The 13,924-nt window shown below is 43.7% G+C and carries 11 protein-coding genes; all 11 read right to left on the bottom strand.

Going from position 1 to position 13,924, the window contains the following annotated elements:
- Positions 1–2: 2 nt before the first annotated feature.
- Positions 3–1,301, bottom strand: coding sequence for a GTPase ObgE (obgE, locus tag VZT47_RS00500; RefSeq protein WP_330223014.1), 1,299 nt, complete (start codon positions 1,299–1,301; stop codon positions 3–5).
- Positions 1,302–1,454: 153 nt separating this feature from the next.
- Positions 1,455–2,609 carry a S41 family peptidase gene (locus VZT47_RS00495; protein ID WP_330223013.1) on the bottom strand — a complete coding sequence of 385 codons (1,155 nt, stop codon included), beginning with the start codon at positions 2,607–2,609 and terminating at the stop codon, positions 1,455–1,457.
- Positions 2,609–3,775 (bottom strand): murein hydrolase activator EnvC family protein, encoded by a 1,167-nt coding sequence (locus VZT47_RS00490; RefSeq protein ID WP_330223012.1) that lies wholly within the window; start codon positions 3,773–3,775, stop codon positions 2,609–2,611. Before VZT47_RS00490 ends, VZT47_RS00495 begins: the two co-directional genes overlap by 1 nt.
- 5 nt (positions 3,776–3,780) lie before the next feature.
- Positions 3,781–4,665, bottom strand: a complete 885-nt coding sequence (gene ftsX, locus VZT47_RS00485) for a permease-like cell division protein FtsX (RefSeq protein ID WP_330223011.1) — start codon at positions 4,663–4,665, stop codon at positions 3,781–3,783.
- Positions 4,658–5,344 (bottom strand): cell division ATP-binding protein FtsE, encoded by a 687-nt coding sequence (gene ftsE, locus VZT47_RS00480; protein WP_330223010.1) that lies wholly within the window; start codon positions 5,342–5,344, stop codon positions 4,658–4,660. The genes ftsX and ftsE overlap by 8 nt, the downstream gene beginning before the upstream one ends.
- Positions 5,345–5,351: 7 nt before the next feature.
- On the bottom strand, positions 5,352–6,284 hold the full coding sequence (locus VZT47_RS00475) for a transketolase family protein (protein ID WP_330223009.1): 933 nt from the start codon (positions 6,282–6,284) through the stop codon (positions 5,352–5,354).
- Positions 6,285–7,118 carry a transketolase gene (locus VZT47_RS00470; protein ID WP_330223008.1) on the bottom strand — a complete coding sequence of 278 codons (834 nt, stop codon included), beginning with the start codon at positions 7,116–7,118 and terminating at the stop codon, positions 6,285–6,287. It abuts the gene before it with no gap.
- Positions 7,118–8,215 (bottom strand): polysaccharide pyruvyl transferase CsaB, encoded by a 1,098-nt coding sequence (csaB, locus tag VZT47_RS00465; protein ID WP_330223007.1) that lies wholly within the window; start codon positions 8,213–8,215, stop codon positions 7,118–7,120. The genes VZT47_RS00470 and csaB overlap by 1 nt, the downstream gene beginning before the upstream one ends.
- Positions 8,202–10,235: a DUF5693 family protein gene (locus VZT47_RS00460; RefSeq protein ID WP_330223006.1), complete on the bottom strand. Its 2,034-nt coding sequence runs from the start codon at positions 10,233–10,235 to the stop codon at positions 8,202–8,204. Before VZT47_RS00460 ends, csaB begins: the two co-directional genes overlap by 14 nt.
- A 13-nt stretch (positions 10,236–10,248) precedes the next feature.
- Positions 10,249–11,362 (bottom strand): peptide chain release factor 2 gene (gene prfB / locus VZT47_RS00455; RefSeq protein ID WP_442877404.1). Its coding sequence is split into 2 segments (ribosomal slippage): positions 10,249–11,292 and positions 11,294–11,362, totalling 1,113 coding nucleotides; the frame shifts between segments, so codons are not numbered across the junction.
- 62 nt (positions 11,363–11,424) lie between these two features.
- The gene (secA, locus tag VZT47_RS00450) at positions 11,425–13,896 is read right to left on the bottom strand and encodes a preprotein translocase subunit SecA (RefSeq protein WP_330223005.1); all 2,472 of its coding nucleotides are present in this window, start codon (positions 13,894–13,896) and stop codon (positions 11,425–11,427) included.
- Positions 13,897–13,924: the final 28 nt, after the last annotated feature.

The raw sequence follows: 13,924 nt of genomic DNA, 5'->3' as shown, positions 1-13,924 counted from the left end.
CCTTATTCATCAGTATTTTCTGATTTATCTTTTGATTCGGAATAAGTGAATTCCACTCCGTAAAGGTTAACTGTATCCCCTTCATGAATTCCCTGCTTTCTAAGCAGTTTATCCAGCCCCATAAAACGCCAGGCTCTTTCAAAGCGGCGCAGGGAGACATAATCTTCAAAATTGGTCATACCAACAAGTTTTTCTACACGTTTTCCGGTAACGTAATAGATATCATCCTTTTTCTCAACAAGGAATTCATCCTTTTGAACTTCATAAACAATATCCTTTTCAGTAGGCTCGAAAGAAACTTCCGGTTCTTCCTGCAGTATGGTCCATGCAGCTTCCAGTAATGGTTTAAGCCCTTCTCCATTTAATGTGCATACCGGGAAGAATTTGTATCCTTTTGATTCAATAGCTTTCCTTAAGTCCTCTATACGGGAAGAGTCTTCTATAAGATCAATTTTATTGGCCGCAACGATCTGCTTTTTTTGGGCAAGAGCAGGGCTGTAAAGCTCCAGCTCATTATTGATGATTCGGAAATCATCCAATGGATCTCTTCCTTCACTTCCTGCGGCATCCAATACGTGGATAAGGACTTTGGTTCTTTCGACATGCCGCAAAAATTCGTCACCCAGTCCGGTCCCCTGACTGGCACCTTCTATAAGGCCGGGAATATCAGCCATAACAAAACTTCTTTCTGAATCAAGGCTGACTACGCCCAGGACAGGATTCAAAGTAGTAAAATGGTAGGCCGCAACTTCCGGTTTTGCTCCGGAAACCTTTCTGAGCAGGCTTGATTTTCCTACGCTTGGAAATCCAAGAAGACCTACATCAGCCAGAACTTTAAGTTCCAGCCTTATATTTTTTTCTTCGCCCGGTTCTCCTTTTTCTGCATAAGTTGGGGCACGAACAGCAGAAGTGGCGAAGTGGGAATTTCCTCTTCCGCCATGCCCGCCTTTTGCAACCATGACTTGCTGTCCATTTTGAGTCATATCTGCCAGAAGTTCCCCGGTACGGTCATCATAAACCATAGTTCCCAAGGGTACATCGACAAAGACGTCTTCGGCATTTTTACCAAACATTTCCTTAGCGCCGCCATTTTCTCCTGCTTTGGCAGCAAATTTACGATGACGTCTGAAGTTAATCAATGTATTCTGATTGCTGTCGGCCCTGATAATCACAGAACCGCCTTTACCCCCATCGCCACCGCTCGGGCCTCCCCGGGGGACATATTTTTCTCTCCGGAATGCGACAACCCCATCGCCACCGGCGCCGGAGACAACTATGATTTTTGCTCTATCAATAAACATGGAAGAATACCTCTCTAAAAATTTAGAATAATCTATTTTATTATATCATGGAAGCAGGAAATATAGTAAAAATCCTGTCATTTTTCAAAGATCAGGTATCGTTTACTGTTCCCTGTACAATAAAAACTGCGGCCGACAAATGACCGCAGTTCCTTAGTGATTGTGGAGATATTTAATGGCATTTGAAAGAACTGTATCACTTGTGAAATCAAATGCTCTTCCTTCCTGCTTTACCTCAATATCAGGATGGATTCCCTTTTTATCAATGGATTTTCCTGAAGGCGTCTTATATTCAGCAATAGATATTTTTATAGCAGTTTTGTCAGTTTCCTGATAGACTGCCTGGACAGTTCCCTTTCCATAACTGGTCTCTCCCATTACAATGCCCTCTTTCCGGTCCTGAATGGCCCCTGCAAGAATTTCAGAAGCACTGGCACTGTTTTTATCGATCAATATGACTAAAGGAATGATTTCATCAGCTCCATTGATGGTGTATACTTTAGAATCCCCTGATTTCGTATGATAACTTACGACCGTTCCCTCGGAAATCAACTGATCAGCTATTGAAACCACAGAGTCAATAACACCGCCAGGATTCATGCGCACATCGACAATCAGTTTCCTGCATCCTTTTTCTTTCAATTGAGTGAGCTGTTTCCTGAAATCATCAGGAGTGTGGTTACTGAAATTGAAAATATGAATATAGCCGATTTCAGAATCCACCATGCGGCTGACAACCGTGGGCAGAGTTATATTTGCTCTTGTCACTTGAATATCTAAATTCTCTTCTCCCCTCTTTACTGTCAGTGCAGCCGTTGTGCCTATCTGCCCTCTGAGTGAATGGGACACTCCAGTTAATCCCAAATCATGTGCCGGTGTTTCATCAACCGAAAGAATGATATCACCGGATTTCAGATCAGCCCGTTCCGCGGAGCTGTCAGGGAAAACAGAAAAAATTCTGATATTTGAATCTTTATCAAGACCAACCAGTACACCGATGCCGGCATATTCTCCACTGGTTGTTCTGGAAAATAAATCATAACTGTCATCAGACAGAAGCGTTGTATAAGGATCCCCCAGACTGTCAAGCATGCCTTTTGTAGCACCTTTCCAAAGAAGATCATCATCAACATTTTTGAAATATTCAGAACGTATCCGGTGATAATTTGCAAAAAATCGGAACAATTCGCCAGGATGCCCATCTGTTATGAATGATGCATATCCGAGAGGAAGAATAATGGAACCTGAAAGCAAAAGTGCTGCTCCGGCTAAAATGAACTTCCCATATTTCAATATACCGGATTTCATTACAAATACCCCATCGGATTTACCGGTGATCCATTGATATCCACTTCAAAGTGACAATGTGGGCCAGTGGAATTACCGGTAGATCCGGCATAAGCGATTACAGAACCCTTGGAAACAGATTGTCCCTCAGACACAGCAAGAGACTGATTGTGTCCATAAAGAGTAGATACACCGCCACCATGATCGATAATAACAGCATTTCCATAACCGGAAATCCACCCGGAATAAACGACAACACCACTATCAGCAGCATGAATAGGAGTCCCGTAGTCTACGCCAATATCAATACCGGCATGAAAAATGGTTGTTCCGAAAATCGGGTGTGTCCGATAACCAAAAGGTGATGTAATCGGTCCGCTGCAGGGCCAGCTCATAGCTCCGGTTCCCTGTATATACCCATCATCACTTCCACCTCCAGAAGCTGCCTGGCGGGCAGCTTCTGCGGCAGCAAGACGCTGCTGAATCAGGTTTCTGACCTGTTCAGCCTGGGCTGCGAGATCTTTTTCCATTTGGGCTGCGGCAGCCCGGTTGCTCTTCGCAGAATCAAGTATTTTCTGTTGTTCAGCTTTTTTTACGGCAATTTCCTGCCGGGCTTTTTCCGCTTCGAGAGCCAGAGCATCGAGCTGACGTTTATCTTCTTCCAATTGCGCTTTCTTTGCTTCAATAGCAGCTTTCTGCTTCTGGATTTCTAAAATCAGATTATAGTCAGAGCGAATAATTCTTTTCAGAAGTTCAATACGATTTGCGAAGTCACTGAAACTGTTTGCCCCAAGAATAACTTCGAGATAATTGAGCTGTCCATGCATATAAATAGCACGGACACGGCGGTTTAATATATTCTGCCTGCTCTTCAGATAGGCTTCTGCTTTGGCAATATCCCTTTTTGTCTGCTCTATCTGGGCATTGATCTGAGCCTGCTGTCGTTGAATTTCCCTGAGCCTTGCGGTGGCTGCATTAAGTTCTGCCTGAATTCCCTTCAGCCTGGTACTGACTTCTTCAATGACCTGTTCCCAGTTGGCCTGTTCAATCCGGGATGCATCAATCTGCCCCTGGATATCGGACAACTGGTCATCAAGGTCATCCGCATAAGAAGGTACGGACAAAGAAGTATTGCCGATCATAAGAGAAATAATCACGGCAGATACAATATTCCTCGATATTTTCATGGAAATTATACCTTCATATACTTGCGGAGCGAAATCGTGCTTCCTAAAATTCCAATAACGATTCCCGCTCCGAGGATAATAGCAGCAAGATAACCCACAAAGGGCCAAATCGAAATCATTGGTATAAATACCAGTCCGGCCTCTGTCATCTTCTGCAGAACAATTTTATACCCTTCCCAAAGGATGAGGGAAGAAATGCCGGAACCTATAAAACCAATGACCATACCTTCAAAGATGAATGGCCAGCGGATGAATCCATTGGTGGCACCCACATATTTCATGATCTGAATTTCACGACGTCTTGCGAATACAGTCAGCCTGATCGTATTGGAGATAATAAAGAGTTCGGCACCAGCCAGAAAAACTATGAGAATGATGCCGCCAATGCGGATTACCTGAGCAACCTTATACAGCTGTTCAATGATTTCCTGCCCATACTGTACGGTGTCTACCTCATTATATTGGGACACAATTGCCACGGCATTCTTCAATGACTCAGGATTGGAAAAGGATGTTGAATAAGACGCGGGAAGAGGATTGCCATTAATAGCCTCCAGGATTCCCTGCTGATCCCCAAGACCTTTTTTGAATTCTGCCATCGCCTGATCTTTATTAGTAAATTTGATTGCTTTAAGATCAGGAAGTGCCTTGAGCCGCTGCCCTATCCCCATTACCTGACTGGTCGTTAATCCATCTTTCAGATAAATGGTCATTTCAACCTGACTCTCAAGATAAGAGGCCATATGATTGACATTCAAAACAGCACAGAGAAATGTCCCTAAAATAAACATGGATAATGTAACAGTCAGGATGGAGGCAACCGCCATGAACTTATTTCGGAAAAGTGAATGAACTGTCTCTTTCCAGAAATAACCAAGTGAACTAAACATGTAGGTGGTATCCCCCTTTTTCCTGGTCCGCAATGATACGGCCATCTTCAATATTGATGACCCGCTTATGCATGGAATTTACAAGATCCTTGTTATGGGTAACCATAATGATTGTCGTTCCCATATGGTTAATCTCGTTAAAGAGTTTCATGATTTCATCCGTAGTAACAGGATCCAGATTTCCGGTCGGTTCATCAGCAATCAAAAGAATAGGCTGATTAACAAGTGCCCTGGCTATAGCCACGCGCTGCTGCTCACCGCCCGAAAGACGGGAAGGAAGTTCCTTTGCCTTATTTCTAAGTCCCACAAGATCAAGCACTCTGTTTACCCGTTCTTTGATTTCGCGGCTCTTCGCACCGGTTACCCTGAGGACAAAAGCAATATTATCGAATACTGATTTCTCTGAGAGAAGGCGGAAATCCTGGAATACTATGCCCAGTGTCCTCCTGTAGTAGGGTATCTTGTTCCTTTTCAACCGGGTAATATTGATCCCATTAACAATAACAGTTCCCGATTCCGGCACCAGTTCGTGAGTCAGTATTTTCACAAAAGTAGATTTGCCGGCACCACTGGGACCAACTACAAATACAAACTCTCCTTTGTCAATATGAGTGGAAATATTTTTCAGGGCCGTATGCTTTGGATCATAATTCAGAGACACCTGATCAAAAGTAATCATCAAATCCTCACTTTCTTGCAATCAGTGCTTTTGCTTTTTTGACGATATTTTCAGGAGTGAGTCCATATACTTCGAGCAGATCATCAGCTTTACCGGATTGGCCAAAGGTATCTTCCGTTCCAATCATTGCCATAGGAACGGGTTTATGAAGGCAGAGAACTTCTGCAACTGCCCCGCCAAGTCCGCCTTTGACTGTATGTTCTTCACAGGTAAGAATGGCACCAGTTTCCAAAGCGGCCCTAAGGATAGCATCCTCATCAATCGGCTTTATGGAACCCATATTGATAACCCTTGCAGAAATTCCTTCTGCTTCCAGTAAATCATGTGCTTTTTTTGCCTTAGCCGTCATAATGCCGCAGGCTATAATCGTAATATCCGTACCAGGGCATACCTCAAAGCTTTTACCGGGCTTGAAAATATAGTTTTCCGGCATAATGTCATCACATTTGGCTCGGCCCATGCGGATATAAACGGGTCCATTATAAGAAGCGGCCCATTTGACAGCTTCTTTGGTTTCCTTTGCATCAGATGGAACAATGACCGTCATATTGGGAAGTGCTCTCATCAGAGTAATATCTTCAAGCATCTGATGGGTTGCGCCATCTTCACCAACCGTAAGCCCGGCATGAGTAACAGCAACTTTCACATTCAGCTTAGGATAGCATATGGAATTTCGAATCTGTTCATAAGCACGACCGGCACCGAAAACAGCAAAAGTAGACGCAAAGGGAATTTTACCTGCCGCAGCCAATCCGGCGGCAATTCCCATCATATTAGCTTCAGCAATGCCGGTATCAAAAAAGCGATTCGGGTAAGCTTTAGCAAAAACCTGCGTCTTAGTGGAAGCAGAAAGATCTGCATCCAAAACAACAATATCAGGATTAACAGCCCCCAGTTCTTTCAGGGCTTCACCGTATGCGTCACGTGTTGCCTTACCCATTTATTCTTCCTCCACTGCTTTAATAAACCGTTCACATTCTTCAGCGGTCGGAGCCTTGCCATGCCAGCCGACTTTGTTTTCAATTTCCGGAACACCCTTGCCTTTGACAGTCTTCATAACTACCATAGTCGGTTTTCCGGAAGTTGCTTTTGCTTCTTCAATGGCAGCATGAAGTGCATTAAAGTCATGACCATCTGCATGAATGACATGCCATCCAAAAGCTTTGAACTTTTCGTCAATCGGAAGAGAAGACATGACTTCCGTGATAGGCCCATCGATCTGAAGCCCATTATTATCCACAAAGGCAGTCAGATGATCAAGCTTGTAATGAGCGGCGTACATAGCAGCCTCCCATACCTGTCCTTCTTCCAGTTCTCCATCTCCAAGAACTGCATATACTCTCCAGTCTTTATGATCTATTTGAGAAGCCAAAGCCATTCCACATGCAGCACTGATTCCCTGTCCAAGAGAACCGGTAGTCATATCCACTCCCGGCGTATGCTTCATATCCGGATGGCCCTGAAGCATATGACCAGCCTGTCTGAGCCAGTCCAATTCGCCTTTGGGGAAATATCCTTTTTCTGCAAGACAAGCGTACAAGGCAGGCGCGCCATGACCTTTTGAAAGGACCAGACGATCCCTCTCTGCCCAGTGAGGATTTTCCGGGTCAATATTCATTTCCCTAAAATACAGGAGAGTAAGCAGATCTGCAGATGATAAAGATCCGCCAGTGTGACCGGAATTAGCCTTTGTAATCATTTTCAAAATATCAATGCGAACTTCTTTGGCCTTTTCTCTGAGAAAAGCGATCTCTTCATTGCTTAAATGACTCATCAGTTTTCCTCCTTGCTTTCAATAAGATTCTTTAAAATCTGAACATTCTGCAGGGCCTGCTCCTGAAGCCTTTTCACATTACCCCAGCCGGAAAAAGTTCCTGCGCCAGCACAGAGTTTACACGTATCATTATACAACTTTCCGGCATCCATATGGGAAACAGAACATACCGGGTTTTCCCCAATCAGTGCCAGAAAATTATCTATTTTGGGATCATAGGAAATACCCAGGAAAGGGACATGCATCAATGCGGAAAAAATCAGGGCATGTAATCTCATACCTATCAGGACATCCATATTACCGATGATGGACATGAGCTCATCTATAGAATAATCATCGGGCAATATGTAAATATTATTATTACCAGCACCAATTTCCCTGGCAGCATCCCTGTCTTCCGGATACTGCATTGGAATAAAAATAATGGAAATATCTTTGTGCAGAGAAAGCTCTTCAATATATTTCTTTAAATCAGCCATCCATTTTTCAGAATGATTCCAGTTTCGAATGGCAATACCTATTTTCTTTCCGAAGCTGGGAACATGGTTATCATGAAGAATATTTCGTCCGGAGTCCAGCTCTGCCGGTTGAAGTGAAAGCACTGCATCAGCAGTTGTATAGATGCGGCTGTGAACTCCCAACCTTTCAAGAAATCCTTTTGACTCCGTATCCCTGACAGTAATAGCATCCACATGATTGAGGACGTGTTTCAGGATAATACGGATAACCCTGTAACGGACCGGACCGATTCCTTGAGAATAGAGGAAAACCCGTTTTTGAAAAAGGACTCCCAGCGTGATAATAGACAGATAGTAAATCATGCTTTTCCAGCTGGTTACGTCCTGTAGAAGGCTTCCTCCCCCGCTGATAATAAGGTCTGAGCGGAGAATGGAAGATATAATCCGTGAAGCAGAAAAACGGGGAACCGCATGTACACCAAAAGTGTTAGAAGTGACCTCCGGGTGACCTGAAATAACGGTAATATCAGGTTTGTCAAAAGTCCTTCTTAAGGCCTGCAGTATGGCAGAAAGCATTGCTTCGTCGCCGGCATTATTGAATCCATAATATCCGGATATGACGATATTATAATTTGCCATATCGTTCTCCAAAAAACTTGGTAATCCGCACCAGAATCATGACACCAATCAGAGCTGTAATAAGGGATAAACTTCCGGCAGCCAGTCCGTCAATGCCCCTGATAAGGCTCAGAATATAGGGACTTCTCATATGGGCAAAGGTTTCAACCATGGAACCCTGGCCTATGGTTACGGCAATAATAAGGAAATAATGAAGTATCTGAGGCCATTTTCTGTACAAAGCCGTCAATGACAGTAAAACAGCCGGATGGCCAAACAGAAATTCTTTTTCGCGTGGACGGGCATACATCAGATCTTCCAAAAATCTTCTGAGGGCAATCTCAAAAGCAGGAACAGGTGCCCCATTGTTGCCACTTCTGCCAATAAACATAAAGCCAACCATAGCAAGAAGACCAAGGCAAGCCAGTAGTCCCAATTTAATCTGAATATTGCAGAATTTTCTGACAAAGGAAACAAAGTCACGGTCGGAAGATACAATCTTTCCGAAGAATGGAAATTTTTGGATATATACAATGGAAACCAGGACAATTGGCAAAATAAAGGTTGCCTTTACGCCCCGGAAAAACTGTATTTCCAAAAGAAACCTGATGTCTCCAAGAAGGCCGCTTATAAAAGCAGCACCCGCAAGAGATAAAATCCCAGCCCCCCACAACAGTGCCAGGGATTCAACGAAAAGGTGCCCCCAGCCAACCTCGGAGAAAGCCGTATTTTTCCTTTTTATGCAATAATTAAGGAACAATGTCATTACGATGACAGGAGTACACACAGCAGCTCCCAGGGCAAGGATTTGAAGGGGAAGAATAGAATTTTTCAGCCAGAATAATCCCTGAGTACCTAAAATTCCAAGTATTTCAATAAAAACCCAGTATCTCCCAAGGAATGGCAAAATACATATCATTGCCATAACTATAAGAGAAACTGCTCCAATCATGGTAAGGGCACGAAGTATTCTGGTTGGAAAATAAGGCTCAAATATGGAAGCTTTTCCAATGGTGAAGCCATGATTGACCAAACGTGATGACACATCGGCAATGTAAGAAGCATTTGTTTCAGAAAGAGTCATCCCATCTACCGGGAATTTATAAGAAGGGAACAGGTTCATACGTATATTTCTTTCAATATCAGAAATATAGAAACGGGATGCAGCCTCTTTAGGAGTAATCTTAATCAGCTCATCTTTAGACATGGCATAAAGACGGACCGTATTGTAATTAGAAAGTACCGCCATATCCATGTTGCCGGACTGCCGCTCAAAACCCAGCTGGTTCTGTGCTTCAATGAGAACAGACGGAATACTCCGGGACTGCAATTCCCGGGTAACATACTCAACAAAATCTCTGTAGCCTAAAACTTCTTTTCCCTGAAAAATGACAGCGCTGACACGGTCAGAAGCATCGGCGGCTTTAAAGAAAAGATCAACGTATTCCCTGGTTATATGCGGTTCATTAATCGGGCGAAGTACAATATAAAATCCCGCTTCTGATGCAGCTTTGACAGTTTCCTGATAAATCCCCAATGGTTTAATCATAAACTGGCTGTAAACTGCATTGACTTCAAGAGTATCCGTCCCATTAACTGTAAAATGCCTGACTGCATCTTTTCCCATGATAAGGGGCAGATGATCTTCTGTTTCCCGGAAATAGGCAAGCCCTTTATCGCCGGCTCCAGGCTGGATATATATTTTATTATCAGAAAGGCTGTCCACTCCCGGATTGCGGAAAATGAATTCCCCTCCCCGATAGGCCCTCAGATAATCATGATTGACCATTTTTTCCATGGTCTCATCATAAACAGCCAGAGAAGTAATACCGCTTTTCCGATAGAGAGAAAACAGTTCTTCAGGAGACTTCTTTTCTACTGCCGCATTATCAATGATATTGTAATAGTCATATACGTTTTCCACTGAGGACGCAGCAGACTCTACATGAGTACGCTGCAGGGAAATAATCCCTGCAGCGATAATACCGATACATATTAAAACTGCCAGAACCCTGCAGGCGTTTTTTTGTATGGCCGACATTTCTTTCTCCCTCTTACTTAGCTTTTGCGTTGAATTTATTCATCTTGAGGAAGCCCTCGATAAAAGGATCCAGATCTCCGTCCATAACAGCCTGGATATTTCCCGTCTCCACACCGGTACGATTGTCCTTTACCAGTGTATAGGGCTGGAAAACATAAGACCGAATCTGGCTGCCCCACTCAATAGCCTGCTGATCTCCTTCCAGAGCACTGATTTCCTGTTCGTGTTTCTTCATCTCAAATTCATAAAGCTTGGCACGTAAAAGGCGAAGGCACTGTTCCTTATTTTGGAACTGGCTGCGTTCATTCTGGCAGGCTGCCACAATACCCGTAGGAATATGAGTCATGCGGACGGCAGAACTTGTTTTATTGATATGCTGTCCACCGGCGCCGCTGGAACGATAATAATCGACACGCACGTCATCCATATTAAGATCAACCTGAACATCGTCATCAATTTCAGGCATCACATCAACAGCAGAAAAAGACGTATGACGGCGTTTGGCCGCATCAAAAGGAGAAATCCTGACAAGACGATGTACTCCCTTTTCAGATTTCAGGAAACCATAGGCATACTTCCCTTTTACCATATATTCAGCACTTTTTATACCCGCCTCGTCTCCTGGCAGCATATTGAGTTCGTCCAGTTCAAAACCTTCTGCCTCTGCCCACTTGATATACATGCGGATCAGCATTTCAGTCCAATCCTGCGCCTCTGTACCACCTGCACCGGCATGAAATGTAATAATGGCATTGCTGGCATCATATTTTCCTGAAAGGAGGAGTTCAATTTCCTTCTTATCCATGATTTCTTTGACTTCAGCAAGCTCTTTAGCAATCTCCGGTTCCATAGACTGGTCATCTTCTTCAATAGCCAGCTCAAGAATGTCCTGCAGGCCTTCAGCCCTGGAGAAAAGCTTCGTATATGTTTCATAAGCCTCTTTGGCTTCTGTAGCTTCCTGGGAAACCTGACGGGCTTTGTCCGCATCATCCCAGAAAGTCGGATCGCTCATCTGAACATCGTAACTTCTGATTCGTTCTTTCAGCTGAGGTAAGTCAAAGTGAATCCCTTATTTCTTTTTCATGATTCAGCAGTTCTGTTAAAGTTTTTTTCAAATCTTCCAGCATCTGGATTGTCATCTCTCTTTCATATAAAAATTTAAAATCAGATTGATTCAAAATTCAAGATATTATTTTTCAGAATCTGACACGTTCTGTGGATTTTCGTCCACATAATGCTCAGTTGCACCTTCAAGATGGTTGTCCGGTTTGGGGGCCTCCTGCTGAGGAGCCTCGGGATCTGTAGTAAAGCGAATCTGGATATGGTAGAGATAGAGAATAATTGTCTCCATCATGGCCTGCTGCATTTCTTCAAAAATGTCATAAGCTTCTACTTTATATTCAACAATCGGATTCCTCTGCCCATAGGAACGAAGGCCGATACCTTCCTTCAGCATATCCATATCATCCAAATGTTCCATCCACTTGGAATCCACTACTTTCAGCATGACTGCTTTTTCCAGTTCACGCATCATTGGAGAGCCAATGGACTTTTCTCTGGATTCATAGGTTTCATGGGCCAGTGTCTTCAGCTTGTCCTCAATCTCTTCACGGCTCATATCTTCTACATCTTCAAGATTCAGTTCACCTGGGGCAAGAAAGAATTTTTCACTATATTTCAGCAGCCCTTCAAAATCCCATTCTTCCGGATAAAGTTTCGGATCCGCATATGCCTGCATACCATTGTCGACGATAGTGTCAACCATGCCAAGGATCTGGTCCTTCATGTCCTCGCCTTCAAGAATCCTGCGCCGCTGATCATAGACAACTTTTCTCTGCTGGTTCATGACATCATCGTACTCAAGGACATATTTACGGATATCAAAGTTACGCGCTTCCACACGTTTTTGAGCCTTCTGGATGGCATTGGATACCATTTTGCTGTTAATCGGTTCATCCTCATCAAGCCCCATCTTTTCCATGAGTTTCTTGATATTATCTCCACCGAAAATACGGAGAAGGTCATCTTCCAGAGAAAGGAAGAACTGACTGGACCCCGGATCCCCCTGACGACCGGCACGGCCACGAAGCTGATTGTCAATACGACGGCTTTCATGACGTTCCGTACCGATAATGGCAAGACCTCCCAAGGCATCAACTCCATCACCAAGCTGGATATCCGTACCACGCCCGGCCATATTGGTTGCAATCGTAACCGCATCTTTTTGGCCTGCTAAAGCAACGATTGCTGCTTCTTTTTCATGATATTTTGCATTCAGCACAGAATGAGGAATTCCTGCTTTGTCAAGCATGCCGGAGAGTTCTTCAGACTGTTCAATAGATGTAGTACCAATCAGCATTGGCTGGCCCGTTGCATGACGTTTCTGTACTTCTTTAACAACGGCTCTATACTTGCCCCTCTTCGTCTTAAATACCACATCCGGAAGGTCCTTGCGCTGGATTGGCTTATTTGTAGGAACCTGAAGAACCGGAAGTCCATAAATCTTGATAAATTCCTGTTCTTCCGTCTTTGCAGTACCGGTCATTCCTGCGAGTTTATCATACATTCTGAAGTAATTCTGGAAAGTGATAGTGGCAAGGGTCTGGCTTTCTCTCTGCACTTCCAGCCCTTCCTTGGCTTCAATAGCCTGGTGAAGTCCGTCCGAATAACGGCGGCCGTACATCAGACGACCGGTGAATTCATCGACAATGACGACCTCGCCATCCTTAACCACATAATCCTTATCACGCTGCATCATATTCTGTGCACGAAGTGCCTGGACAAAGAGGTGATTTAATTCCAGATTTTCTGCATCATAAAGATTTTCTACACCAAGAAGTTTTTCCATCTTGGCGACCCCTGCCTCTGTAGGGGCTACAGTTTTCTGCTTTTCGTCAATTGTAAAATCTACGTCTTTTTTCAGCTGCGGCACAAGTTTTGCAACAACATAGTAATTATCGGTAGACTTCTGGCCAGGGCCGGAAATGATCAGAGGGGTTCTTGCTTCATCAATCAGAATGGAATCGACTTCATCGATCAGGCAGTAATGAAGTGGTCTCTGTACCATCTGATCCAGGGAAGTAACCATATTGTCGCGAAGATAGTCAAATCCAAATTCGTTATTGGTACCATAAGTAATGTCTGAATTATAAGCAATTTTTCTCTGCTGAAAATCCAGATCATGAATGATCAGGCCTACAGAAAGTCCCAGGAATTTATATACCTGTCCCATCCATTCGCTGTCGCGTTTGGCCAGATAGTCATTAACGGTAATGACATGAACGCCTTTTCCTTCCAGTGCGTTCAAATATACAGGAGCGGTAGCCACAAGGGTTTTACCTTCACCGGTACACATTTCTGCAATATTCCCACGATGAAGAATAATACCGCCGATAAGCTGGACGTCAAAATGGCGCATTCCAAGTACGCGGCGTGAAGCTTCTCGGATAACTGCAAATGCTTCCGGTAATATATCATCAAGCGTTTCTCCTTTAGCCAGACGTGCTTTAAATTCATTCGTTTTATTGGCAAGAGAAGAATCGCTGAGCTGCATCAATCCCTTTTCCAGCGGATTGATCTGCTGTTCTACAATCTTGCGAATTTTTTTAATTTCCTTTTCATTAGAGCCGTTAAATAAACGGTCCAGAAATTTATCAAACATTGATACAACTCCTTATTTTAACTGCATG

The sequence above is a fragment of the Dialister sp. genome (genome assembly GCF_036343215.1).
In the GTDB taxonomy this organism is placed as follows: domain Bacteria; phylum Bacillota; class Negativicutes; order Veillonellales; family Dialisteraceae; genus Dialister.
This window is presented reverse-complemented; position numbering and strand designations above follow the sequence as displayed.